The 24,197-nt window shown below is 73.2% G+C and carries 19 protein-coding genes and 3 tRNA genes; 6 read left to right on the forward strand and 16 right to left on the reverse strand.

What is annotated here, in order from left to right; all coding sequences use genetic code 11:
* Positions 1 to 5: 5 nt before the first annotated feature.
* The 5 genes from CP982_RS21000 to CP982_RS21020 all read right to left on the reverse strand — a co-directional run bounded on the left by CP982_RS21000 (position 6) and on the right by CP982_RS21020 (position 5,293).
* Positions 6 to 1,556, reverse strand: a complete 1,551-nt coding sequence (locus tag CP982_RS21000) for an MFS transporter (RefSeq protein ID WP_150511949.1) — start codon at positions 1,554 to 1,556, stop codon at positions 6 to 8.
* Positions 1,557 to 2,048: 492 nt separating this feature from the next.
* Positions 2,049 to 2,798: a response regulator transcription factor gene (locus CP982_RS21005; protein WP_150511950.1), complete on the reverse strand. Its 750-nt coding sequence runs from the start codon at positions 2,796 to 2,798 to the stop codon at positions 2,049 to 2,051.
* 105 nt (positions 2,799 to 2,903) lie between these two features.
* A complete protein-coding gene (locus CP982_RS21010) occupies positions 2,904 to 3,761 on the reverse strand; it encodes an amidohydrolase family protein (protein WP_229879315.1) in 858 nt (285 codons plus the stop codon).
* Positions 3,762 to 3,855: 94 nt separating this feature from the next.
* Complete coding sequence (locus CP982_RS21015) at positions 3,856 to 4,251, reverse strand: antibiotic biosynthesis monooxygenase family protein (RefSeq protein WP_150511952.1); 396 nt, start codon at positions 4,249 to 4,251, stop codon at positions 3,856 to 3,858.
* A 133-nt stretch (positions 4,252 to 4,384) separates the two neighbouring features.
* Entirely contained in the window at positions 4,385 to 5,293 is a 909-nt protein-coding gene (locus tag CP982_RS21020; RefSeq protein WP_242785919.1) for a DUF2797 domain-containing protein, read from the reverse strand.
* 74 nt (positions 5,294 to 5,367) lie between these two features.
* Between CP982_RS21020 and CP982_RS21025 the strand changes: the two genes are divergently transcribed.
* Both CP982_RS21025 and CP982_RS21030 read left to right on the forward strand, forming a co-directional pair.
* Entirely contained in the window at positions 5,368 to 5,946 is a 579-nt protein-coding gene (locus tag CP982_RS21025) for a TetR/AcrR family transcriptional regulator (RefSeq protein ID WP_150511953.1), read from the forward strand.
* 114 nt (positions 5,947 to 6,060) lie between these two features.
* Positions 6,061 to 6,843, forward strand: coding sequence for an SDR family oxidoreductase (locus CP982_RS21030; RefSeq protein ID WP_150511954.1), 783 nt, complete (start codon positions 6,061 to 6,063; stop codon positions 6,841 to 6,843).
* Positions 6,844 to 6,897: 54 nt separating this feature from the next.
* Here the strand turns inward: CP982_RS21030 and CP982_RS21035 are convergent.
* Together CP982_RS21035 and CP982_RS21040 are read right to left on the reverse strand one after the other, a co-directional pair.
* Positions 6,898 to 6,970: transfer RNA gene (locus tag CP982_RS21035), tRNA-Arg, on the reverse strand.
* Between the two features lie 211 nt (positions 6,971 to 7,181).
* Positions 7,182 to 7,273, reverse strand: a tRNA-Ser gene (locus tag CP982_RS21040).
* A 219-nt stretch (positions 7,274 to 7,492) separates the two neighbouring features.
* Between CP982_RS21040 and CP982_RS21045 the strand changes: the two genes are divergently transcribed.
* The gene (locus CP982_RS21045; protein ID WP_229879298.1) at positions 7,493 to 7,969 is read left to right on the forward strand and encodes an SSI family serine proteinase inhibitor; all 477 of its coding nucleotides are present in this window, start codon (positions 7,493 to 7,495) and stop codon (positions 7,967 to 7,969) included.
* Between the two features lie 262 nt (positions 7,970 to 8,231).
* Positions 8,232 to 12,605, forward strand: coding sequence for a PAS domain-containing protein (locus CP982_RS21050; protein ID WP_150511955.1), 4,374 nt, complete (start codon positions 8,232 to 8,234; stop codon positions 12,603 to 12,605).
* Positions 12,606 to 12,694: 89 nt separating this feature from the next.
* On the opposite strand, the gene CP982_RS21055 is transcribed toward CP982_RS21050, so the two are convergent.
* From CP982_RS21055 to CP982_RS21085, 7 genes are all read right to left on the reverse strand, one after another.
* Positions 12,695 to 14,344 carry a long-chain fatty acid--CoA ligase gene (locus tag CP982_RS21055; RefSeq protein ID WP_184925143.1) on the reverse strand — a complete coding sequence of 550 codons (1,650 nt, stop codon included), beginning with the start codon at positions 14,342 to 14,344 and terminating at the stop codon, positions 12,695 to 12,697.
* A gap of 333 nt (positions 14,345 to 14,677) precedes the next feature.
* A complete protein-coding gene (locus CP982_RS21060) occupies positions 14,678 to 15,241 on the reverse strand; it encodes a SigE family RNA polymerase sigma factor (protein ID WP_030677132.1) in 564 nt (187 codons plus the stop codon).
* A 183-nt stretch (positions 15,242 to 15,424) separates the two neighbouring features.
* On the reverse strand, positions 15,425 to 16,306 hold the full coding sequence (locus CP982_RS21065; RefSeq protein ID WP_150511956.1) for a DUF1906 domain-containing protein: 882 nt from the start codon (positions 16,304 to 16,306) through the stop codon (positions 15,425 to 15,427).
* A 51-nt stretch (positions 16,307 to 16,357) separates the two neighbouring features.
* Positions 16,358 to 17,524, reverse strand: a complete 1,167-nt coding sequence (locus CP982_RS21070) for a lipid-transfer protein (RefSeq protein ID WP_150511957.1) — start codon at positions 17,522 to 17,524, stop codon at positions 16,358 to 16,360.
* A complete protein-coding gene (locus tag CP982_RS21075) occupies positions 17,521 to 17,937 on the reverse strand; it encodes a MaoC family dehydratase (RefSeq protein ID WP_150515614.1) in 417 nt (138 codons plus the stop codon). The genes CP982_RS21070 and CP982_RS21075 overlap by 4 nt, the downstream gene beginning before the upstream one ends.
* A gap of 101 nt (positions 17,938 to 18,038) precedes the next feature.
* Positions 18,039 to 19,145, reverse strand: coding sequence for a bifunctional MaoC family dehydratase N-terminal/OB-fold nucleic acid binding domain-containing protein (locus tag CP982_RS21080; RefSeq protein ID WP_150515613.1), 1,107 nt, complete (start codon positions 19,143 to 19,145; stop codon positions 18,039 to 18,041).
* Positions 19,146 to 19,475: 330 nt separating this feature from the next.
* Positions 19,476 to 19,787 (reverse strand): hypothetical protein, encoded by a 312-nt coding sequence (locus CP982_RS21085; protein ID WP_030677121.1) that lies wholly within the window; start codon positions 19,785 to 19,787, stop codon positions 19,476 to 19,478.
* A 368-nt stretch (positions 19,788 to 20,155) separates the two neighbouring features.
* On the opposite strand from CP982_RS21085, the gene CP982_RS21090 reads away from it, so the two are divergent.
* Complete coding sequence (locus CP982_RS21090) at positions 20,156 to 21,133, forward strand: bifunctional DNA primase/polymerase (RefSeq protein ID WP_150511958.1); 978 nt, start codon at positions 20,156 to 20,158, stop codon at positions 21,131 to 21,133.
* A gap of 112 nt (positions 21,134 to 21,245) precedes the next feature.
* On the opposite strand, the gene CP982_RS21095 is transcribed toward CP982_RS21090, so the two are convergent.
* Positions 21,246 to 21,330 (reverse strand) — tRNA-Ser (locus CP982_RS21095).
* Positions 21,331 to 21,383: 53 nt separating this feature from the next.
* The gene (locus CP982_RS21100) at positions 21,384 to 22,994 is read right to left on the reverse strand and encodes a S1C family serine protease (protein ID WP_150511959.1); all 1,611 of its coding nucleotides are present in this window, start codon (positions 22,992 to 22,994) and stop codon (positions 21,384 to 21,386) included.
* A gap of 353 nt (positions 22,995 to 23,347) precedes the next feature.
* On the opposite strand from CP982_RS21100, the gene CP982_RS21105 reads away from it, so the two are divergent.
* Positions 23,348 to 24,181 carry a glycerophosphodiester phosphodiesterase gene (locus CP982_RS21105; protein ID WP_150511960.1) on the forward strand — a complete coding sequence of 278 codons (834 nt, stop codon included), beginning with the start codon at positions 23,348 to 23,350 and terminating at the stop codon, positions 24,179 to 24,181.
* Positions 24,182 to 24,197: the final 16 nt, after the last annotated feature.

Consider the following 24,197-nt stretch of genomic DNA (forward strand, 5'->3'; position numbering starts at 1 on the left):
CGGAGCTATGCGGAGGCCGGGTCCGTGGCGGTCGGGTCCGCGGCCGCCGGTGCGGGCTTTCCCGAGTCCGCCCGCTCGGCCCGCCACAGCAGCGCCGCCGCGATGGCGCCGCCGAGGAGCACCGCGGCCGCGCCCACCAGCTGGCTGGTCTCCAGGCCCGAGGCGAACGCGTCGGAGATGCGCTGCCGCTCGCCCGCCGAGCCCGCCGCCGCCATGGCCGCGGGGAAGGAGGTGGCGGAGACCGCGACGAGCGCCGCGAAGCGGGCGTTGAGGACGGCGCCGAGGACCGCCACGCCGAGGCCGTTGCCGAACTCCGCGAGCGTGCCGTTGATGCCCGCGCCCACGCCCGCCTTCTCCGGCGGGATCGCGCTCATGATCGCGTTGGCCATCGCGGGCATGGAGAACGAGATGCCCGCGCCCATCAGGACGAGCCCGGTGAACATGCCCGAGTAGGCGTGGCCGCCGAACACCGCGATCACCGCGAGCCCGCCCGCCATCATGCTCATGCCCGCCAGGATCGTGCCGGGCGTGCCCAGCTTGGCGTGCAGGCGCGCGCCGAGGCCCACCGTGTTCAGGACGACCACGGCGACCGCGAGCGGCGCGGTGCGCAGACCGGCCTCGAGCGGCTCGTAGCCGAGGACGAACTGGAGGTGCTGGGTGAGCAGGTAGAGCGAGCCGCCCATGCCGAAGGCGACCAGGATCGCGCCGGTCACCGCGCCCACGAACTGCTTGTTCCGGAAGAAGTGCATGTCCAGCATCGGGTACGGGATCCGCAGCTCGTAGACCGTGAACGCGGCGAGGACGCTCAGGCCGACGCCCGCCGCGACCAGGACGTGCGCCGACGTCCAGCCGTGCTCGGGTCCGGAGATGATCGCGTACACGACCGAGGCCATGCCGACGGTCGAGAGCGCCGCGCCGACCAGGTCGGGCCGGTCGCCCTGCGGGTTCTTGGACTCGGGGACCAGGCGGACCACCGCGATGACGCCGAGCAGCGCCACCGGGAGGTTGATCAGGAAGATCGAGCCCCACCAGAAGTGGTTCAGCATGAAGCCGCCGAGCAGCGGTCCGGCCGCGAAGCCCAGGGAGTTCACGGTCGCCCACAGGCCGATGGCCCGCACCCGCTCGTCCTCGTCGAAGATCTGCACGACGACGGCGAGGGTGGTGGTCATCAGGAGCGCGCCGCCGATGCCCATCCCGGCACGGGCCGCGATGAGCTGCGTCGAGGACTGCGCGAGGCCCGCCGCGAGCGAGCCGACGCCGAACAGGACCAGGCCCGTGGTCAGCATCTTCTTGCGGCCGTAGCGGTCCGCCGCGCTGCCCGCCGTGAGCAGCAGCCCCGACTGGACCAGCGAGTACGCGTTGATCATCCACTGGATGTCGGACGACGTGGCGTCGAGCTCGCGGGTGAGCGACGGGATGGCAACGCTCAGGACGGTGTTGTCGAGCAGCACCGTGAGCTGGGCGAGGCAGATGACGCCCAGGATCAGCCAGCGCTGCGGGTGCCGGTCCCGGGGCGCGGCGGCCGCCTCGGGGGGCTCGGCGGTGGTCGCCGTCATGGCGGCTCCTCTTCTACGGTGTATGAGGCCGAATGCGTCATACACCGTAGAGGAGTCGCCTTACGGTGTACAAGAAGTTTCCTGAGGCGCTCACTCATTCGGCCGAGTCGGGTCGTAGAACGGGGAGCTCGGGGCCCTGGCCTTCGGGAAGGCGGCGGTGGACCAGGACGTGAGGGACGAGGCGGGGTCGGTGCCGCCGGTAGGCTCTCGAACCGCGCGAGCCTCGGGTACGGGTCGCTGCCACCGGAGCCGCCGACGGTCAGCACGGGCTGGCCGACGGCGAGTTGGCGGCTCGCCGCGCTCTGCGCGCCGGGCGGCCGCGCGTCACCGCGCATCCGCCGCCGATTCGGGCGTGCCCGGCGCACGTTCAAGCCCGTCCGGCGTTTGAGGACGAGCGCGCGGCGCGCCCCTGCCCCGGCCGGGAGCCGGGCCCGGGCGCCGGAGTGCGGGGGGGGGGAGGCCGCGCCCCGCTGCCCCCGGCGCCCGAGGCGGTCACGCCGCTATCGGCGCGGGCTTGATCAGATAGCCGGCGCCCCGCCGGGTGTGGATCATCGGCTCGCGCCCGGCGTCGATCTTCCGGCGCAGATACGAGATGTACAGCTCGACCACGTTGGCCTGGCCGCCGAAGTCGTAGCTCCACACCCGGTCGAGGATCTGCGCCTTGCTGAGCACGCGCCGCGGGTTGCGCATCAGATACCGCAGCAGCTCGAACTCGGTGGCGGTGAGGTGGATGGACTGCCCGCCGCGCGTCACCTCGTGGCTGTCCTCGTCGAGGGTGAGGTCGCCGACGGCGAGCACGGACTCGCCGCGCCGCCCCGCCCCCGCGCCCGCCCGCCGGATCAGTCCGCGCAGCCGGGCGACGACCTCCTCCAGGCCGAACGGCTTGGTGACGTAGTCGTCACCGCCCGCCGTGAGCCCGGCGATCCGGTCCTCGACGGCGTCCTTGGCGGTCAGGAAGAGGACCGGCACGTCCGGCAGTTCCCGTCGCACGCGCCCGAGCACGGACAGGCCGTCCATGTCCGCCAGCATCATGTCGAGCACGACGACGTCCGGCCTGAACGCCCGCGCGGCCCGCACGGCCCCGAGGCCGTCAGTGGCACTGCGGATCTCCCAGCCCTCGTAGCGCAGGGCCATGGACAGCAGCTCGGTGAGCGACGCCTCGTCGTCCACGACGAGCACGCGGACGGGGCTCCCGTCCGGCCTGCGCAGTTCGGTACGCCCCTGGGGCGAGGTCGTGGTCATGCGCTCAGCTTCGGCACGGGGCGTGAGAGGGGGCTTGCGGCAACCTGTGAATTCCCTGAGAACGCCCTGGGCGGGGGCGCGGTTGCTCGGGCTCGCGAGAGGGCCTCACGTCAGCCCGAACAACCGCGCCCCGTTCCCGTGACACACCCCCCTGAGCCACTCGTCGCCGAGGCCGAGCCGCTCCAGGGCCTCCAGCTGATGCCCGTACCCGTACGGGATGTTGGGGAAGTCCGTGCCGAGGAGCACCCGGTCGCCGAGCGCCGCGAGCCGCCCCCGCTCCGCGCGCGGGAACGGCGCGTCCCGCTCGCTGAAGTCCGTGAACGCCATCGTCGTGTCGAGCCGCACCTCCTCGTACCGCTCCGCCAGGTCCAGGAAGTCCGCGTACTCCGGCATCCCCATGTGCGCCACGACGAGCCGAAGCCGGGGGTGGCGCGCGAGCAGCCGCCCCACCGGCTCGGGTCCGGTGTGCTTGCCGGGCACGGGCCCGGAGCCGCAGTGCATCACCACCGGCGTCCCGGCCTCGGCGAGCAGCCCCCACACGGGGTCGAGCAGCGCGTCGTTCGGGTCGTACGCCCCCACCTGTACGTGCGCCTTGAACACCCGGGCCCCGGCCTCGACCGCCTCCCGCACATAGCCGTCGACGCCGGGCTCCGGGAACAGCGTCGCCGTGTGCAGACAGTCCGGCGTGCGGGCCGCGAAGTCCGCCGCCCAGCCGTTGAGCCAGGGCGCCATGCCCGGCTTGTGCGGATAGAGCATCGCTGTGAAGGCCCGCACCCCGAACTCCCGCAGCACGGCGAGCCGTCGCTCCTCGTCGTGCCGGTACCTGATGGGCCACGTCCGGTTCGTCAGCGGGCCGGCCCCGTCGAAGTACGCCCACACCTTCGCCAGGACGCGCTCCGGCATGAAGTGCGTGTGCACGTCGACGAGTCCGGGCAGGCCGAGCCGCCGCCAGAACGCCACCACGGCCTCGGCCTCACCCGGCCCCGCCCCGCCGTCTGCCTTCTGACCGCGCTCCTCCTGACCGCGTTCCTCCCGACCGTGCCGCCGCTCCGCGGCCTCACTCACCACCGCCTGCCACCCCCGCTCGCCGCTGCCCGCCGTAACTCCGCTCCACCTTGCCCACGTGCACCACGTACCGCTCGAACCACTCCTCGCGGCCCCGCTTGCGTGCCACCCGGTGCTCCGGGTCGTCCCGCCACGCCTTGATCGCGTCCAGGTCCCGGAAGTACGCGACGGTGATCGCGAGCCCGCCGGGCGTCCCCGCCGAGTCGGCCCCGAGGAAGCCGGGGAGCGTCTCCACCAGCTCGTCCATGCGCTGCGACGTCTCCGCGTACCCGTGGTCCTCCTCGGCGCGCCGGGCGGTGAACACGACGGAGTAGTAGGGCGGTTCGAAAGGTCCGACGGGCTCGGTCACATCGCGTGTTCCACAGTCGGCCAGCTGGTGATCAGTCATGGCACCCACCGTCACCGGCGGCCGAACCTCCTGTCCACCTCCACGGCCCCACCTTGCCGAACGGGCAGCCAGTCTTGACCTTCCGGTCAGCGAAGGGGGCGTGAGGTGGGTTGTTCCGAGCCCGGGCCCGGGTTCAGAACAACCCGCCCTGCACCGCAGGTATCCCCCGGACCGGAACCGTCACCTCCGCGGCCCCCTCCACCGCTTCGAGCCGCCACCCGCTCAGCACCCGCCCGTCGACGACCACCACTCCCCCGCTCCCCTGCCCCCGCCGGACCTCCAGATGGAGGTCCGGCCCCGCGGCCCCGACCAGCGTGCCCGCGACCACTCCGCCGTCCACGAGCTCGCTCACCACGCCCGTCACCTCCGCGGGCTCCCCGGCGAGCCCGAACGCCCCCGCGTGGTCGACGCACGCGTACGGCAGCCGGTCGAGGGAGTCGGGCCAGCCGCCGAGCCCGCTCGCCGTCCGGTGCAGCTCCGCGAGCTCCCGGGCGCGCTCGGCCGGGGACGGCAGCCGCGCCCGCAGGGCCCGCTTGCGCGCGTACGGAATCCGGTCCGGCACGCCGAGCGCGGTGCGCAGCAGCTCCTCGGTGCGGCGCGCGGCCATCAGCGGGCCGCGCCCCAGCCAGCTGTACGCCAGCGCTCCCTGCTCGAGGAGTCGCGTGCCGCCCCGCGCGACCCCCGTGATGCCGACCTTCACCACGCCGGGGCCGAACCACGCCACGTACACGTGGTACGGCCGCGGGTCGTCGGCGAAGGTGTCCGCCGCGACCGAGTGCGCCCGGTCGACGCGCGCGCACTCCTCGCACTGCCCGCGCGTGCCCCGCCCCGCCACGCCCGCCCCCGCCGGGCACGGCGTCCGGCGCCCGCCGCGCCACACCCCGAGGCACACGCGCCCGCCCCGGGCACGGAACGCCAGCGCGGCGCCGTACGCCAGCGCGCTCTCGCGCGGCTCCCGCCCCGCCGCGTACCAGCCGAGGGCGGGCCCGCCCTCCGGGTGCCACCGCACCCCCGTGCACCACCACGTCATACGAACGAGCATGACGCACGCCACTGACAACACCGCCGCACTCAATTCTTGACCTCAAAGTACAAAACACTGCTACGCTGCTCCGCATGGGAAGGCCGAGGCAGTTCGATCCGGAGACCGCCGTGGAGCAGGCGATGGAGGTCTTCTGGCGCAAGGGGTACGCGGGCACGACACCGCAGGACCTCGTCGACGCGCTCGGCATCGGAAAGGGCAGCCTGTACAACGCCTTCGGCAGCAAGCACGCCGTCTTCGAGCGGGCCCTGCGCCGCTACCGCGACACCCAGGCCAGCCGCCTCATCGAACTCTTCGAGAGCGAGGGCCCGGTCAAGGAGCGGCTCCGCGCCGCCCTCGAACTCCTGGTGACCCTGGACCTCGCGGACCCGGACCGGCGCGGCTGCATGGCCGTGAACGCGGCGGCCGAACTCGCGGGCTCCGACCGGACCACGACCGAACTGGTCCGGGACATGTTCGCCCGCACCGAGTCCACGCTCCAGGCCCTGGTCGAGGAGGGCAAGCGCGCGGGCGAGATCGCCCCGGACCGCGACGCAGCGTGCGTCGGCAGCCTGCTCATGAACACGGTCGTCGGACTGCGCCTGACGGCACGGGTCGCGGACGGCCCCGACGGCATGCGCCGCACGATCCGAGCGGTCCTCGACCTCCTCTGACCCGCGCCGCCCCATCCCCCGGCGGCACCGAGCCCAGCCCCGGACGGGCCCTCGCACACCCAAATTCTGTACCTAAAGGTCAAAAAAATTCCAAACCCTTAAGGAAGACACCCCATGGACCTGCACCTCACCGGAAAGACCGCCGTCGTCACCGGAGCCAGCCGCGGCATCGGCCTCGCCACCGTGCGCGCCCTCGTCGCCGAGGGCGTCCGCGTGGTCGGCGCCGCCCGCACGATCACCCCGGAGCTGAAGGAGTCCGGCGCCCTGCCGTACGCCGTGGACCTCGGCACCGCGCGGGGCCCGGCCGAACTCGTCGAGCACGCCGTGCGCGAACTGGGCGGCCTCGACCTCCTCGTCAACAACGTCGGCGCGGGCGACGACATAGGCGTCGACGGCTTCCTCGACGTGGACGACGCCCGCTGGCAGGCCGCCCTGGACATCAACCTCCTCAGCGCCGTCCGCGCCGCCCGCGCCGCACTGCCCGGCCTCGTCGAACGCCGGGGCGCCATCGTGAACGTCTCCTCGATCACCTCCCGGCTGCCCGGCGCGGGCCCGATCGCCTACAGCACCGCCAAGGCCGCCCTCACCGCCTTCGGCAAGGCCCTCTCGGAGCAGTTCGGCCCCCAGGGCGTCCGCGTCAACACTGTCTCGCCCGGCGTCGTACGCACCGCGATCTGGGAGGACCCCGACGGCTTCGGAGGCGCGGTGGCCGCGGCGGCCGGCGCCGACCACGCCCAGTACCTGGCCCAGCTCCCCCAGGCGTTCGGCATGGCCTCGGACCGCATCACCGAGCCCACCGAGGTCGCGGCCCTGATCACGTTCCTGCTCTCGGACGTGGCGGGCAACATCACCGGCGCGGACTACGTGATCGACGGCGGCACCGTGAAGACCGTCTGACCCACACAACGCGAGAGGCCCCGGACTCATCGCCCGGGGCCTCTCGCTTCAATGTGCACTCGGCAGGATTCGAACCTGCAACCTTCTGATCCGTAGTCAGATGCTCTATCCGTTAAGCTACGAGTGCTTGTTCTGTTTTCGTCTTCGCTTCCCGGTCCTTTCGGCCCGCTCGCGGCGACAGGAAGAACATTACATGACTGCCGCCGCCATGTGAAATCCATTGGCCTCACCCCTTGTGACCTGCGAAAACGTTCCAGCGGGCGATGCGGGGGCGCGGCCGGAGCCGACGGGAAGCACTGAAGCCCCGGTCCAGTGGACCGGGGCTTCAGTACTCAGTGCGGAGGCGGAGGGATTTGAACCCTCGATCAGGGGGTTACCCCGAAACCGCATTAGCAGTGCGGCGCCATAGACCGGACTAGGCGACGCCTCCAACCTCACACCCCCGCGAGCGCGGGTGTGCGTGCAGATGATGACACAGCCAGGGGCTACGCCACCAATCGCGGCCTCCACGGTACTAGTCACCCGGCCTGGAGGGCAAAGCGCTAAAGGGCACCGCAACGCGGCACGGCCGGGGGCGTTAGAGGGGACGGTAGGCGCCTGCCCCCGGGGCCGGCGCGAGCTGGAAACCGCACACCCCAGGAGAGCCCCCGTGAAGCCCGTCAGCGAACGCCGCCTCTTCCTCACCGCCGTCGCGTCCACCGTCACCTCCGTCGCCGCCGCCCTCGGCGCGCTGGCCGCCCCGGCCGCCGCCGCCCCCGCCGACCTGATCGCGCGGGACCACCTGGACCTGGTCACCCAGGACCGGCTGGAGGTCACGTACTCCGAGAACGGCGGGACGACGGCCCGCACGTACGAGCTGACGTGCGGTCTGGAGGACGGCGGCACCCACCCCGCGCCCGCCGAAGCGTGCGAGCACCTGGACGGGCTCGCGAGCGAAGGTCGCGACCCCTTCAAGCCGGTGGAGCGCGGCGTCATGTGCACCCAGCAGTACGGCGGCGAGCAGACCGCCCATGTGACGGGCACCTGGCAGGGGCAGCCCGTGGAGGCATCCTTCAAGCGCACCAACGGATGCGAGATTTCGCGGTGGAACACCCTGGTTCCGGTGCTTCCGTCCGCCGGCGCGTAGAGCACTGCACGCGCGCGTGGAGGCTCGCTTCCCCGCGCGCGGATGCCGTCCCCGACCCGCCCCTGGTGAAGTACGCCCTCGCGCCCGCCCCGTGACCAGGCACGACCGAAACCTCACAGCTTCTGCGTGCGACCTCCCTCTCATCCGGCGTCGCGCCCGCAACCGCTCCCCGTAGACTTCCCTCCCGTGACATGCCGCGGGCCGCGGGGCAAGATGGCCTGGGCGGTCGGCAAGGTGCGGTAACCAGGGAGGAAGCGTCGTCGTGAGCAGCAGGCCATCCCGAGGCGCTGCTCGCCTCGCAGCCATACTCGACGCGCTCCCGGACGCGCTGGTGCTGGTCAACGCCAACGGGACCGTCGTGAACGCGAACGCCATCGCGCTCGAGGCCTTCGAGGCGCCCGGCACCGCGCTCGTGGGGCGCGGACTGCTCGATCTGCTGCCGGAGTTCGACTCCCGGCTCATTCCCGGCTCCATGCGCCGTCCGGACAGTACGGACGAACGCGGACGGACCAAGCCGAAACGGATGATCGCCCGCCGAACGGACGGCTACGAGTTCCCCGTCGAGGTCACCAGCTCCAGCCTCGAGGACAGCAGGAACGCCTACGACGAGCGCTACGGCCACAGCGGTCACAGCGGCTATGGCGGCTACAGCGGCGACGAGATGCTGATGATCGTCGTCCGCGACCTGTCCGGTGCGCTCAACACGGAAGCCGAACTGGCGCGTTCGCAGCGGCAGACCGAGATGATCCTGCGGGCCGCCGCCGAAGGCGTCGTCGGCACGGACACCGACGGCCGGGTCGTCCTGGTCAACCCCGCCGCCGCCCAGATACTCGGCTTTCGCGCGAGCGACCTCGGCGGGCAGGAACTGCACCCGCTGGTCCTGCACTCGCGCGCCGACGGCGAGCCCTTCCCGTACGACGAGTCGCCGCTCGCGGACACGCTGCGCTCCGGGCGCAAGCACCGCGTGCGCGGCCAGGTCCTGTGGGCCAAGAGCGGCGAGAAGGTCTCGGTCGACCTGACGACGGCACCCGTGCGCGACGGCGACCAGCTCGTCGGCGCGGTCATGACCTTCACCGACCGGCGGCCGTACGACACGCTCGCCGAGAAGCACGAGACCGCGCTCGCCCAGCACGCCGAGGAGCTGCGCGAGGCGGCGGAGCGCCGCGAGGAGGAACTCGCGGCCGAGCAGGAGCGGTACGCGGCGCTCGCCGAGCGCGAGAAGGACCGCTACGAGGCCTTCGCCGAGCAGGAGCAGGAGCGCTACGACGCCCTCGCCGCCCGGCACACCCAGCTCATCGCCGTCCTCGACCGGTCCTTGCGCGGGCCGCTCGACGAGATGCGCCGCGAACTGGCCGCGCTCGCCGCCGACGACGCGGGCCAGCTCTGGCCCGAGGCCAACCAGGTCCTGCACCACCTGTCGGCCGGGTACGCCCGCATGACGACCCTCGTGGACAACGTCCTGGGCTTCCAGCGCCTGGAGGCGGGCGACGAGGAGCTGACCCGTACGGTCGTACCGCTGGACGCCGTCGTCGCGGCGGGCGTCGACGGGGCCGTCGAGCTGATCGGGCCCGGCCGCGCCCAGTTCGCCGTGCACGCGCCGCCGGTCGCGGTCCAGGTGGACGCGCACCGGCTCTCGACGGCCCTCGCGCATCTGATCGCCGACGTGGCCGGAATCGACGCTACCGGCAACACGCGCGCGGGAGCCGTGGTTTCGGGCGGCCCCGAGGCCGCGGCCGGGTACGTCGACTCGACGATCGTCGTCGCCGCGGCCCAGCGCGGCGAGGTCGTCCGCATCGAGGTGCGCGGGCCCTACACCGGCGGCGACCCCGTCCACGAGCCCGTCGTCCAGGGCATCGTGCGGGCCCACGGCGGCGTGCTCCAGACGCACGAGGTGCCGGGCACGAGCGGCAGCGCGTACGTGCTCGAAGTACCGGTCGGGGACGGCTCCGGGGCCGTTCCCGGGACGTCCGTCGAGGTGTCCTCACGGATGGCTCCCGAGGTCGTCGCCGAGGCCCCGGCGGTGCGGAACGGCGGCGCCGCGGGCGCCGGTGCCGTGGTGCCCGAACAGGTGGGCGCACCCTCCGGGGGCGGTCGCAGGCGGGCGCGGCGCTCCTCGGTGGACTCCTTCCTGGACAGCGGTGTTCCCGGTGCGGCGGGTTCCGGTGACACCAGAGGCGTGGAGGCCGCCGACTCCGGCCCGGGTCCCGCCGGACCCGCCGCCGAGGCCGGTCCCGGTGGCGGCACCGGGCGGCGCAGGCGGCGTGCCGTCGCGCACGGCCCGGCAGAGCCCGCCCAGGTCGCTCCCGCCGACACGGGCACGGGTACAGGTGCGAGTACGGGTACGGGTACGGGTTTCGGTGCGTCCTCCGGCGATACGTCGGGAGGCACCGGGCGGCGTCGTGGACGGCCGAGCCCCGCCGAGGGCGCCGTGATGACGGCGGCCGAGCACGCCGCCGGTTCGGCGGCGCTCGGCGAGACCGTGCCTCCTCAGGGAGTGCCGTCCCAGGCGGTGCCGCCCCAGGGCGACGCGATGCCTTCAGGGCGGCGTGCCCGACGGACGGGCGAGCCGCAGGCGTTGGCGCTGCCGTCGGGGACCGGGGCCGCTCCGGAGTACGGGGACGGGCAGGGCGAGGGCCCTGACGCACCGCGTCCCGGCGGCCGTCGTGCCCGGCGCGCCCTTGCCGCGGCCCAGGAGCGGGCGGCGGCGGAAGAGGCGTCCAACAGCCGTGTGTTCGCGCTGCCTCCGGCCGAGGCGGACCGTGAGGCGGGCAGCGGGGCGCTGGTCGGCGCCGAGCAGGTCACGGGTCAGGCCGACGGGCCGGACGCGGGCCACGTCGCTGGACAGACGACTGGGCAGGCCGCTGGACAGACCACTGGGCAAGCCGCTGGACAGGCCGCGCAGGGTGGTGCGCGGCAGCTCGCCGGCGTGCGGTCGGCCGGTGCCGAGCAGGCCCCGCGCGGCGCGGTCGCCACGGAAGCGGGGCACGCGCAGGTCGGCGCCTCGGTGAACGTTCCGGCGGGCGTACAGGCGGGGTTGCAGGCCGCCGCGCGCGGCGGAGTGCCCACCCAGGGACGTGGCGCAGGGGCGCAGGGCGGCAGGCCCGCCCCCGCGTCGGGCGGCCTCCCCGCGGGGCAGGACGACACCGGGCAGGACGACCCCGGCCAGCACGCCGCGGCGCCGCAGGACCCCATCGACGACCACACCCCGCCGCAGCCGCACCCGGCGCAGTCCCCCGCGCTGCCCGCCCAGGCGCAGCCGCAGGCCCCGACCGGACGCCGACGTGCGCGGCAGGCTCCGCCCGCGGCCGACCCCGCGGTCGGAGCGACTCCGCCCCGGGCCGTGCCCGTCGCGGGCACCCCGGCAGGGGGCGTCGCCACGGCCGGTACGCCCGCCGACGGCACCCCCGCGGGCGGCACGCCCTCGGCCGCCCTGCCGCCGGAACGTGATCCACGCGCGCGTGCCGCGCAGCCGCTGCCCGCCGAGGCCGCGCCCGTCGACCCGAACTCGACCCAGGGGCGCGCGATCAGCGTGCGCACCCTCGGCCAGGGCGTGCCGTTCGGGCGCAAGGCCCAGCCGCCCGTGCAGCCGCAGGCCCAGCCGCCGCACTCCCCCGCTCAGGCCGCACAGGCCGCACAGCCCGCGCAGGGCGGGTCCGGGCGCCGCCGCAAGCTGGGGACGCCGCCCGAGCCCGGCGCCGACGAGCGCCCGGAGAGCGCGGCACGGCCGCACCCGCAGGCGCCGCAGGCCAAGCCGCAGCAGCCCCGGCTCTCGCCGGGCACCGAGGGCACCGGACGCTCGTACGCGATCGGCGCCCCGGACGAGAACGCCGCCGAGGGCCCCGAGCCGCTGGACGGCCCCGGTGGCGCCGTCGAGGTGACGAACCGGCCCCAGCCGCAGCCCATGGACGACGAGTTGCCGCCGGAGCCGCTGGACAACCCGCGCCGGCTGCTCGTGTGGCCCGCGCCCGACGTCACCACGCAGCAGGCGCTGAGCGACCGCGGCTACCGGCCCGTCATCGTGCACTCGCGCGAGGAGGTCGACGCGCAGATCGCCGCGTTCCCCGCGGCCCTCTTCGTGGACCCGCTGACCGGCCCGATCACCCGTACCGCGCTGCAGTCGCTGCGCCAGGCCGCGGTCGCCGCGGAGGTGCCGGTGCTCGTCACGGCCGGGCTCGGCCAGGCCTCGCGCGAGGCGGCGTACGGCGCCGACCCCGCCGTGCTCCTGAAGGCCCTCGCGCCGCGCGACAGCGAGCAGCACCCGCCGCGGGTCCTGCTCATCGAGGAGCACGAGGAGATCGCCCTCGCCCTGACGGCGACGCTCGAGCGGCGCGGCATGCAGGTCGCGCGGGCCGAGAGCGACGCCGACGCGGTGACGCTCGCCGCCCAGACCCGGCCGAACCTGGTGGTGATGGACCTCCATCAGGTACGCCGCCGCCGCGCCGGAATCATCGACTGGCTGCGCGCCAACGGTCAGCTGAACCGCACGCCGTTGGTCGTGTACACCGCCGCCGTCGACGAGACCGACCTGCCGAAGCTCGCGGCGGGCGAGACCGTGCTGTTCCTGGCCGAGCGGTCCACGAGCGGCGAGGTGCAGACCCGGATCGTGGACCTGCTGGCGAAGATCGGCACGAACTGACCCGTGCGGTCCGCCCCTGACCGGTGGGGCCAGGGGCGGAGGGCGGTGTTCCAGGGGCGGTGCTCCAGGGGCGGAGGGCGGCGGCGGTCTCAGATCCGCGTCACGTCCAGCTCTCCGTGCGCGTACTGCCTGCGCAGCACCTTCTTGTCGAACTTGCCCACGCTCGTCTTGGGGACGGCGGCGACGAAGGCCCAGCGCTCGGGGAGCTGCCACTTGGCGACGCGGGTGGCGAGGAAGTCGCGCAGGGCGGCGTAGTCGGCGGTGGCCTCCTCCTTGAGGACGACGGTCGCGAGGGGCCGCTCGCCCCACTTCTCGTCGGGGACGGCCACGACGGCCGCCTCGGCGACGTCGGGGTGGGACATCAGGGCGTTCTCCAGGTCGACGGAGGAGATCCACTCGCCGCCGGACTTGATGACGTCCTTCGCCCGGTCGGTGAGGGTCAGGAAGCCGTCCGCTGAGATGACGCCGACGTCCCCGGTCTTGAGCCAGCCGTCCGCGCTGAACTTGTCCTCGGGCCTGATGTCCTCGCCGCCCGCGCCTCCGTAGTACGAGCCCGCGATCCAGGGGCCGCGGACCTCCAGCTCGCCCGCGGACTCGCCGTCCCAGGGGAGCCGGCTGCCGTCGGGGCCGATGAGACGGCCCTCGACCCCGGCCGGGAAGCGGCCCTGGGTGAGGCGGTAGGCGAACTCCTCATCGGTGCCGATGGTGTGCGCGGGCGGCCGCGAGACCGTGCCGAGCGGGGAGGTCTCCGTCATGCCCCAGGCGTGGCAGACCCGGACCCCGAGCCGGTCGAAGGCCTCCATCAGGGAGGGCGGACACGCCGCGCCGCCGATGGTGACCTGGTGCATACAGCTCACGTCGCGGGGCTTCGCGGTGAGTTCGGCGAGCAGTCCCTGCCAGATGGTGGGCACGGCCGCGGCGTGCGAGGGGCGCTCGGCCTCGATCATCTCGGCGAGCGGCGCGGGCTGCAGGAAGCGGTCCGGCATCAGCATGCCGACACCCGTCATGAACGTCGCGTGCGGCAGTCCCCAGGCGTTGACGTGGAACTGCGGTACGACGACGAGGCTGGTGTCGGCGTCCGTGAGGCCCATGGACTGGGACATGTTGACCTGCATGGAGTGCAGGTAGATGGAGCGGTGGGAGTAGACGACGCCCTTGGGGTCGCCGGTCGTGCCGGAGGTGTAGCACATGGCGGCGGCCCGGCGTTCGTCGAGCTCGGGCCAGTCGTAGTCGGTCGGCTTGGCCGCGATCAGGTCCTCGTACTCGTGGACGCGGGCGCGGGCGCCGTCGAGGAGGGAGCGGTCGCCGGGGCCGGAGACGACGAGGTGCTCGACGGACGGCATCCGGTCGAGCAGCGGCGCGATCAGGCCGAGCAGGGAGCCGTTGACGATGATGACGCGGTCCGCCGCGTGGCCCACGATCCAGGTGAGCTGCTCGGCGGGCAGCCGCAGATTGAGGGTGTGCAGAACGGCGCCCATGCAGGGAACGGCGAAGTAGGCCTCGACGTGCTCGGCGTTGTTCCACATGAACGTCGCCACGCGTTCGTCCTCGCCGACCCCGAGGTCCTCGCGCAGGGCGTGGGCGAGCTGGGCGGCGCGGGCACCGATCTCCCGGAAACTGCGGCGCTGTGGCTCGCTCTCGCCGGTCCAGGTGGTGACCTGGGAGGTCCCGTGCACGGTCGCGCCGTGGTTGAGGATGCGGGTCACTGTCAGCGGTACGTCCTGCATGGTGCTCAGCACGGCGTCCTCCCGGTCGGCGGGCGGCAGGCGGCCGGGCGGTCCCGGCGCTCTACCTGGCGGTAGCCCCAGATTCTCGCCGCATACCGATCGGTATGTCACTACCGCGAGCGCACAAGAAGGCAAATTCAGCTACGACGGCCATCCACCCGGCACGCCCCGGCCCGGCCCCGCACGCCGCCCTCGGGCGTGCTGCCGCCGGTGCGCCGCCGCCGGGCGCGGCGGTCGGCTGCTCAGCGCTCCGCTGGCTGTGCCGCACCACGCCAGCGGGCGCCTGCGGTTCGTCGTGGCTGGTCGCGCCCGCGCGGCGGAGCCGACCGCTCGGCCGACCGCCGCTCAACGGACCGGCGTGAGCTCCGGGTCCTCGCGGAGCTTGCCGAGCGCACGCGACACCGCGCTCTTGACCGTGCCGATGGACACCCCGAGCACCTCGGCCGTCTGGGCCTCGCTCAGGTCCTCGTAGTAGCGCAGGACGACCATGGCCCGCTGCCGCGCGGGCAGCTTCATGATCGCGCGCCACATCGCGTCGTGCAGCGCCTGCTGCTCGGCCGGGTCACCGGCCGGCACGGCCTCCGGCTCGGGCAGCTCGTCGCAGGCGAACTCGTCGACCTTGCGCTTGCGCCACTGCGACGTGCGCGTGTTCAACAGGGCCCGGCGCACATACCCGTCGAGCGCCCGGTGGTCCTCGATCCGGTCCCAGGCCACATAGGTCTTGGTCAGGGCCGTCTGCAGCAGGTCCTCGGCGTCGCTCGGATTCGCCGTCAGCGAGCGGGCGGTGCGCAGCAGCACGGGCTGTCGGGCCCGGACGTACGAGGCGAACGACGGGTAAGCGGAAGGACCCGCGCCCCGCGTCGCGGCCTTCGATGCGCTGGTGCACACGGACACCATGGATGCGGTCATGGCTCCACGCTAGAAGCGCCCCCTACATCAGCGGATCGGCCGCAGGTCCCGAAGCGGTGTCCGCCTCAGGTTGTACGAGGGGACGTACTCCCACCTCCTGAAGGTGGAGGAGGGGGAGCGTACTCCTGAGGGTTTGACCCTGAGGTCCCGGAAACCGCTTGCCCGCGCGGCTCTCGGCACGGCTCAGCCGAGCCGCGCAACCGGCGCGTGCATCAGGTTGCGGTCGATCTGCAAAGTGCGCCCGCCGTACCGCTCCGTGACGTTGCCCGCGTACTGATGGATCCGCCGCTCCGGATGCCAGGCGTACCAGGGCAGCGCCTGCTCGCCGTACAGGTCCGGCCGGTTGTTCCACCGGGCGAACCACAGGATCGAGGGCAGGTCGTCGGCCCCCGCCCGCCGCGCCGCCTCCAGGTGCGCTACGCCGGAGTCGGCACTGCTGTAGAAGCCCGGTACGTAGCCATGGCTGCGCACTTCGCGGCTCCAGGCCCGTACGAAACTGAGCGTGGCCGTGGCGCATTTCTCGTTCTGGTACGTATACGCCTCCATGTCGAGGTAGAGCGGACTGTCCGGCCCCATGCCGAGCGCCTCGGCCCTGAGGACCGCGTCGTGTCCCTCCCGGGCACCCTGGGGCCCGGGCTCGCTTCCGATGCGGACGTGCTGCTTGTTCCTGGCCCGTACGCACGGGGACTGCGAGCCGACGTACACCGGCAGCACGCCCCAGCCCATCCCGTCGACCTCCGTCAGCCAGGCCCGGCTCAGCTGCGGCTGGTCCTGACAGGCCCGTCCGCGCCCGGCGTAGTAGACCCCCACCGCGCGGTACGGGGAGTCGAGCCAGCGCCGCATGGTGTCGGCCGGGGGTGTCAGACAGGTGTCGAAGGCCCGGCCGCTGAACACACCGGGCTCCGCCGCCGCTCCGGGCCGGGCCGGGCCGCCCTGCCCCGTCGGCTGCCCGAGGGCCGCCCGGCGCGCGGGTCCCGACCCCTCGGGGGGAGCCGAGGTGTCCAGGGCCAGCGTCGCGAGGGAGAGGGCGAGGACAAGTCCAGTGATCGTCTTCCGGTGGCGCATACGGCGAGTGAACGGGCCGGGGCGGTCGCCGGACCCGGGACACGCGCGCGTTCAGCCGTCCGCCGTCAGAATCAGCCCCGATGTGGGGACGCCGGTGCCCGCCGTGACCAGGGCGCGCCCGGCGCCGGGTATCTGGTTCACCGCCGTGCCGCGCAGCTGGCGCACGGCTTCCGCGATGCCGTTCATCCCGTGGAGATAGGCCTCGCCGAGCTGTCCGCCATGGGTGTTCAGCGGCAGCCGCTCCTTGGCGACGAACTCCGCGGCCTCACCCGGCGCGCAGAACCCGAACTCCTCCAGCTGCATCAGCACGAACGGCGTGAAGTGGTCATAGAGGATCCCGACGTCGATCTCGCCGGGGGCGAGCCCCGAGGTGCGCCACAACTGCCGCGCCACGACGCCCATTTCGGGCAGGCCGGTGAGATCGTCGCGGTAGTAGCTGGTCATCTGCTCCTGGGCGCGGCCCGCACCCTGCGCGGCCGCGGCGATCACCGCGGGCGGCCTCGGCAGATCCCTGGCCCGCTCCACGCTGGTGACGACGATGGCCTGCCCGCCGTCCGTCTCCTGGCAGCAGTCCAGAAGACGCAGCGGCTCCACGATCCACCGGGAGGCGGCGTGCTCCTCCAGCGTGATGGGTCTGCCGTGGAAGTACGCGGCCGGGTTGGTCGCCGCGTACCTCCGGTCGGTGACCGCGACGTGGCCGAAGACCTCCGGGGTCAGGCCATGGGTGTGGAGATAGCGCTGAGCGGCCATCGCGACCCAGGAGGCGGGGGTGAGCAGCCCGAACGGCAGCGCCCAGCCGAGCGCCACGCCCTCCGCCGAGGGCTCCCGACGGCTGACTCCGGCGCCGAAGCGGCGGCCCGACCGCTCGTTGAACGCCCGGTAGCAGACGACCACTTCGGCCACTCCCGCCGCTATCGCGAGTGCCGCTTGCTGCACGGTGGCGCAGGCCGCGCCACCGCCGTAGTGCACGCGGGAGAAGAAGGAGAGCTCGCCCATGCCCGCCGCCTGGGCGACCGTGATCTCCGGGCTCGTGTCCATCGTGAAGGTGACCAGGCCGTCGACGTCGGCGGGAGCGAGGCCCGCGTCGGCGAGCGCCGCCCGCACCGCCTCCACGGCCAGCGTCAGCTCGCTGCGCCCGGAGTCCTTGGAGAACTCGGTGGCACCGATCCCGACGACCGCCGCCCTGCCGCCGAGGCCGTCCCTCGCCCGCCCGCTCATGCCGCGCCTCCCGCCGCGGCGTCGGGCACGGTCACCTTCACCGTGCCGGTGACGTGTCTGCCTATGGCGTTGGCCCCGAGGACCCTGACCGTCGCCGTGGTGCCCTCCGGGGTCCGGGCGATCTCCTCGACAGAGCCCGTCAACACCATCGTGTCCCCCGGATAGTTGGGCGCGCCCAGCCTGATCTTCACCGAGCGGAGGACGGCGCTCGGCCCGAAGTGGTCGGTGATGTACCGCCCCACCAGGCCGTTGGTGGTGAGGATGTTCATGAAGATGTCGGGGGAACCCTTCTCCTTCGCGAGCTCCACGTCGTGGTGCACGTCCTGGTAGTCCCTGGAGGCGATCGCTCCCGCGACGATCAGCGTGCGCGTGACCGGGATCTCCAGCGGCGGCAGCGCGTCACCGGCTTTCACGGCGGCCGCGCCCTTCGAAGGCCGGCCCGCCTCCGCATGGCCCATCTCCGCATGCCCCGTCTCCGCATGGTCCTTGGCCGAGCGGCCCGTCTCCGTGCGGCTCATCGGTCCACACCCCCTTCCAGAGCGGCCACGGCAGCCTCCTCCAGGGCCCGGAACACCGGCAGCTCCAGGTCCTCGTCCACCCGCTGGAACTCCAGCCGCACCGGCATCCCGATCCGTACGGCCCGGGGCGGCACGCCCACCACATTGCTGATGATCCGCACGCCCTCCGCGAGCTCGACGAGCACCACCGCGTACGGACCTGGCCCGCCCGACGCCGTGAAGGCCGGGAAGGAAGGGTGGTGCATCACCACATACGAATAGACCGTGCCCTCGCCGCTCGCCTCGACCGTGTCCCACTCGGGGGAGCCGCAGGCACCGCACCCCGGCAGCCAGGGGAAGCGGAGCGTGCCGCAGCCCCCGCAGCGCTGGATGAGGAGCCGGTGCAGGGCCACGCCCTCCCAGAAACCGGCGTTGTCCCTGTTGACCACCGGGCGGGGGCGGATGGGCGCGTCCGCTCCGCGGGTCCGGGTGGTGGCCGTGACCGGCGGTCTCCGCTTCGCGGGGCGGTACTTGAGGATCCGGAAGCGGTGCGTGCCCGCGAGCTCCCCGTCCGCGCGGACGTCCATCCGGGTCGTCACGAAATACCCCGCGCCGAGCTTGGTCGTCTTACGGTCCGACACCGACTCGATCACCGCGTCGAACGTGATCTCGGCACCCGGCCGCAGCGGGCGCAGATACTCCTGCTCGCAGTCGGTGGCGACCACCGAGGTGCACCCGGCGTCGTCGAGCAGGGCCAGCAGCTCGTCGTACGCGTCCGAGCGGGCCGCGTGGCCCGAGAGGCCGCCCATCGTCCAGGCCTGGAGCATGGTCGGCGGGGCGATCGCGTCGGGTCCCTCGTACGCCGGACTGGTGTCGCCCAGGGCCTCGCACCAGTGCCGGATCATCGGCGCGTTGACCGGATCCCTGCCGCGGCCGGACTCGGCCGCGGACCGGCCCTCGTACGCCTTCAGCCGTCCATACACCTCATCGGGCCCGTACGGCCCTGTCTCCGCCCTGCTCTCCGCCCTGCTCCGCGCGCTGCCCGTCACCGTCGTCCCCTCCGCCGCCCCGATCAACCGCCCCCGCGAGCTCCTGACATATTCGGTACACCGCAGCCGCCGCATCGGTTCCCACCGATGCTCCGCCGCCACGCACTGATTTCTGACTGTCCGTCAGTTCTCGTACGGGTGTCAAGACACGGAGCGGAGACGCGGCGCGGAGACGTGGGTCGGAGACACGGCGCGGAGACGGCGCGGACGCGGAGCCGAGGCGTGGAGCCGAGGCGTGGAGCCGAGGCGTGGAGCCGAGGCGTGGAGCCGAGGCGTGGAGCCGGGACAGGTCACCGGGGTGCCCGCGAACACAGCTGCGCGGCGGCGCCCCAGGCACCGCCGCGCAAACTGTCACATCACCCCACAGAGCAGGCCCCGAGGATCACTCCCCAACGAGGCCCCGGATCACCACAGTTCGCTGAAGTTGACGGCGACGTTGGCGTTCGACTGGTCGATCTCCGTGAACGCGGAGCCGTTCACCTGAGCGGTGTTGCTCTGGTTGGAGGCGCCGTTTCCGACCGCCTGCTGCTGGGTGGTCGAGGAGTTGCCGTTGTTGTCATCGCCGACACCGCTGCCGTCGACGACCGCAACACCCGCGTTCGATCCGTTGTCCGCGAACGAGCCGTTGTCGGCCATCGCGACACCCGAGAAGAGGGCGGCGGCCAGCGGCAGGGCGGCGACGGCGGCGAGGGCACGGGCGGTACGGATGCTTGCCATGTCTATTTCCTCCAGAAGGGGTGGTGGGCGCCGGCCCGGCCGGGCCCACCTCAAATACGGCTTGTTCCAAGGCAGTTGGCCGACCGCCTTGGACATCTGCACGACGTCGCGCATCAAGAATTGCCCACCGAATCCCCGCCGAACCACCCCGGAAGTCACTATTCCCCCGCAAGCGTGAGGACAAGTCGATAAACCCGCTTCGCTCCATCAAAGCCCCAGCTCAGCACTCCCGCCCCAGCCGATCCCAGACGCCGCACGGGCTGAAGCGTTCCGGCAAAACCCCGGCAAAAGGGGGCGCTGCTCCCATTCGACCGCCATCTGCGCCTCCCCCTCTTCCCTTCATCGAACGTCAGTACGAAAATGAAGTCATGGCCCCCAGCGACCGCCATGCCGAAGACCGCCCCCTGCACGACGGCCCCCACGAACCGGCCGCCGAGCACCCGGCCGCCCACGACCAGACACCCCCCGCGCGCGGGCGCCACGCCGCCGAGCGCCACACCGCCACCTTGGCCCTGGCCCACGCCCTGTCCGCCGCCGAGCGGGGGCTCGCCGTCATCCCCCTGTCCCGCGGCAAGCTCCCCGCGCTGCGCTCGCCGCACCACGACGAACGGCACCCGCCGCCGTGCCACGGCGAGTGCGGGCGCCTGGGGCACGGCGTGTACGACGCGTCCACCGACCCGGTGCGCATCCGCGAGCTGTTCGCCGCCGCGCCCTGGGCCTCGGGCTACGGCATCGCCTGCGGACTGCCGCCGTACCACCTGATCGGCATCGACCTGGACACCAAGACCGGCACCGACGCCCCGGCCGCGCTGCGCGAGCTGGCGCTGAGGCACCTGTTCACCATCCCGGAGACAGTCGTCGTCACCACCCCCAGCGGGGGGCGCCACGTCTGGCTGTCCGGGCCGCCGGACGTCGTCGTGCCCAACTCGGCGGGCCGCCTGGCCCCAGGGATCGACATCCGCGGCGCGGGCGGCTATCTGGTCGGCCCCGGCTCGCGCACCGAGCAGGGCGTGTACAGCACCGTGCCCGGCACCGCCCATCTGCCCCCGGCCGCGTGCCCCGAGGCCCTCCTGCGGCTGCTCGTGCCCCCGCTGCGCCGACGCCCGGCGACGGCACCCCCGCGCGCGGACGCCCAACAGGGCCAGGGCCTGGTCCAGTTCGTCCTCGCCGCGCACGAGGGCCAGCGCAACACCCGCCTGTTCTGGGCCGCTTGCCGCGCCTACGAGAACGGCCTCGGCGAAGCCCTCACCGCCCCCCTCACCGAAGCGGCCCTGCGCGTCGGCCTCACCCTCCGGGAGGCCCGCTCCACCATCGCCTCAGCGGCCCGCCTGACCGGCCAGGCCTGACCCCACGCGCGCGTGCCCCACGCCTGCACGCCCAGGGGCGCCCGGCATAAGCGAAGGGGCGCCCGGATCGCTCCGGACGCCCCTTCGACGGCTGGCCCTGGGCCAGCACCCGCGGTGGGTGTGGGATTTGAACCCACGGTGACTCGCGCCACGACGGTTTTCAAGACCGTTCCCTTAGGCCGCTCGGGCAACCCACCCCGCGCCGCCGCCGTGTGATCGGACGGCCTGGCGCGGGGTCAAGAGTAGCGGGTCAGCTGTCGCCCTTGCGCTCGCCCAAGGTCACGTCGACCGTGCGCTCCTTGCCGTCGCGCTCGTAGGTGATCTTGACGGTGTCGCCCGGCTTGTGGGTCCAGATCTGGCCGATCAGGGTCGGGCCGCTGTCGATGACCGTCTCGTCGAGCTTCGTGATGACGTCGCCGGACTTCAGGCCCGCCTTGGCCGCGGGGCCGTTCGGCTCGACGGCCGGGCCCGAGCCGGTGGCGCCGCGGTCGGAGATCACCGCGCCACCCGAGGCGTCGGCCAGCGAGACCGAGGCGCCGATCATCGGGTACGTGGCCTGGCCGGTCTTGATCAACTGCCGCGCGACGTTCTTCGCCTGGTTCACCGGGATGGCGAAGCCGAGGCCGATGGAGCCGGACTGGCCGCCGCCGAGGCCGCCGCTCTCGGCGGGCTTGATGGCGGAGTTGATGCCGATGACGGCGCCGCGCGCGTCCAGGAGGGGGCCGCCGGAGTTGCCCGGGTTGATGGAGGCGTCGGTCTGCAGGGCGCTCATGTACGAGCTCTTGCTGCTGCCGCCGTCGCTGGAGGTCACCGGGCGGTTCTTGGCGCTGACGATGCCCGTCGTGACCGTGTTGGACAGGCCGAAGGGGGCGCCGATCGCGATGGTGGAGTCGCCGACGGCGACCTTGTCGGAGTCGGCGAGCGCGAGCGGGCGCAGGTCCGACGGCTTGTTCTTGAGCTTGATGACCGCGACGTCGTACCCCTGGGCGCGGCCGACCACCTCGGCGTCGTACTTCTTGCCGTTCGAGAACGTGGCCGACAGCTTGCCGCCCTCGGCGGCCGACGCCACCACGTGGTTGTTGGTGAGGATGTGGCCTTCCCTGTCGTACACGAAGCCCGTGCCCGTGCCGCCCTCGCCGCTGCCGCTCTGGGCCTCCAGGGTGACCACGCTCGGCAGCGCCTTGTTCGCGATGCCCGCGACCGAGCCCGGCTCGCGCTTGAGGTCGGCCGGGGCGTCCGACGCGGAGACCGTCGTGGAGTCCGTGCTGTTGTCGTCGTTGCGGTCCGCCGCCCAGTAGCCGATGCCGCCGCCCACGCCGCCCGCGACGAGGGCCGCCGCGAGCACGGCCGCGACCAGGCCGCCGCGACGGCGGCCGCCCGGCTTGGGCGCGGACGGCTGCTCGGCCGTCCAGGAGGTGCCCCAACCGGAGCCTCCGCCCTGCGCGTACGACGGCACGGCGGGCGGCGGGGGCGGCGGCCAGGCGCCGCCGGACGCGGCCACGGAGGCGGGGGCCGGTGCCTGGGCGTGCGCGGCGGCGGGGTGCGTGCCCGTCGCATGCGTGCCCGGCGCGGGCGTGCCCATCGCGTGCGTGCCTGTCGTGTGGGCGTACGGGTCGGGGATCTGGGGCGCGGGCGCCGGAGGTGCGGCGGGAGCCTGGGGCGTGGCCGGCTCCGGCGCGGCGTCCCGCGGCGCGTGCTCGGGCTCACCGGCCGGCGCGGGCTCCGGCCTCGCGGACGCCTCCGGTCCAGGAGGCCCGGACGGCGTGTCGGCGGTGGGGGCGGGAGCAGCGGGAGTATCCACCGGCACGGGAGGTGCGGACGGGGCCGGGGGGACCTGGGTGCCCTCGTTCTCGGTGCTCACAGCTTTCTTCTCCTCGGTCCACGCTGTCGTACTCGGTCACGGCCAGGGGCGGCACAGGTCGGACACCCGGTCAACCGTTCAGTTGTCCCAGTCAGCTTTTCCCATGGGCTGTCAGGCCACCATAAGCCGACGCTGTGCGTTCACGGCGGGCGAAACCGCCACATTCGGAAAGCTTCGGAAGGCCCCGGAAGGCCTCGGGCACCCTCCGGAAGCCCCCGGACGCTCCGGAAAGCTCATCCGAAGGTTCACAGCCGAGTCACAGAGCCACCTGAAGGCCACGTGAGAGGAAGCTGAGAAAGACCGCGCACCGGCCCCCGCGGGCCCCCGCCCCCGGACGGTGGCACCATGACGCGGTGACCCACGCACGACAGCACCTCATCCAGGTCGTCGCCCACCGAGGGGCCTCCGAGGACGCCCCGGAGCACACACTGGCCGCCTACAAGAAGGCCGTCGAGGACGGCGCGGACGCCCTCGAATGCGATGTCCGGCTCACCGCCGACGGGCACCTCGTCTGCGTCCACGACCGCCGCGTCAACCGCACGTCGAACGGCCGGGGCGCCGTCTCGGCCCTGGAGCTCGCCGAGCTGGCCGCGCTCGACTTCGGCTCCTGGAAGAACCGCGAGCAGGGCCCGTACGCCGAGGACCCCGACTGGGAGGAGGGGCCGGCTCCGGAGGACACCTCGGTCCTCACCCTGGAGCGCCTCCTGGAGCTCGTGGCCGAAAACAACGCCTCCGGGCGTCGCCTTCAGCTCGCCATCGAGACCAAGCACCCCACGCGCTGGGCGGGCCAGGTCGAGGAGCGCCTTTTGCACCTCCTGAAGCGCTTCGGTCTGGACGCGCCCTCTCCGGAGGAGCCGTCTCCGGTGCGGGTGATGAGCTTCTCGGCGCGTTCGCTGCAGCGCGTGCGTGCCGCGTCGCCGACTCTGCCGACCGTTTATCTGATGCAGTTCGTCTCGCCGCGCCACCGCGACGGACGCCTGCCTCAAGGGGTGCGTATCGCGGGACCGAGCATGCGGATCATCCGCAGCCACCCCGGGTACGTCGACAAGCTCAAGCGCGCGGGCCACCAGGTCCACGTGTGGACCGTGAACGAGCCCCAGGACGTCGAACTCTGCGCCCGTCTGGGCGTCGACGCCATCATCACCAACCGCCCGAAGCAGGTTCTGTCCCAACTGGGCCGCGACTGACTTTCGTTACGGGGAG

Source organism: Streptomyces spectabilis (genome assembly GCF_008704795.1).
Lineage (GTDB): Bacteria > Actinomycetota > Actinomycetes > Streptomycetales > Streptomycetaceae > Streptomyces > Streptomyces spectabilis.

Coding starts and splice junctions, on each gene's coding strand:
- CP982_RS21000 (WP_150511949.1), bottom strand. CDS start 1,556: ATGACGGCGACCACCGCCGAGCCCCCCGAGGCGGCCGCCGCGCCCCGG.
- CP982_RS21005 (WP_150511950.1), bottom strand. CDS start 2,798: ATGACCACGACCTCGCCCCAGGGGCGTACCGAACTGCGCAGGCCGGAC.
- CP982_RS21015 (WP_150511952.1), bottom strand. CDS start 4,251: ATGACTGATCACCAGCTGGCCGACTGTGGAACACGCGATGTGACCGAG.
- CP982_RS21020 (WP_242785919.1), bottom strand. CDS start 5,293: ATGCTCGTTCGTATGACGTGGTGGTGCACGGGGGTGCGGTGGCACCCG.
- CP982_RS21025 (WP_150511953.1), top strand. CDS start 5,368: ATGGGAAGGCCGAGGCAGTTCGATCCGGAGACCGCCGTGGAGCAGGCG.
- CP982_RS21030 (WP_150511954.1), top strand. CDS start 6,061: ATGGACCTGCACCTCACCGGAAAGACCGCCGTCGTCACCGGAGCCAGC.
- CP982_RS21060 (WP_030677132.1), bottom strand. CDS start 15,241: ATGACCGCATCCATGGTGTCCGTGTGCACCAGCGCATCGAAGGCCGCG.
- CP982_RS21065 (WP_150511956.1), bottom strand. CDS start 16,306: ATGCGCCACCGGAAGACGATCACTGGACTTGTCCTCGCCCTCTCCCTC.
- CP982_RS21070 (WP_150511957.1), bottom strand. CDS start 17,524: ATGAGCGGGCGGGCGAGGGACGGCCTCGGCGGCAGGGCGGCGGTCGTC.
- CP982_RS21080 (WP_150515613.1), bottom strand. CDS start 19,145: ATGCGGCGGCTGCGGTGTACCGAATATGTCAGGAGCTCGCGGGGGCGG.
- CP982_RS21085 (WP_030677121.1), bottom strand. CDS start 19,787: ATGGCAAGCATCCGTACCGCCCGTGCCCTCGCCGCCGTCGCCGCCCTG.
- CP982_RS21090 (WP_150511958.1), top strand. CDS start 20,156: ATGGCCCCCAGCGACCGCCATGCCGAAGACCGCCCCCTGCACGACGGC.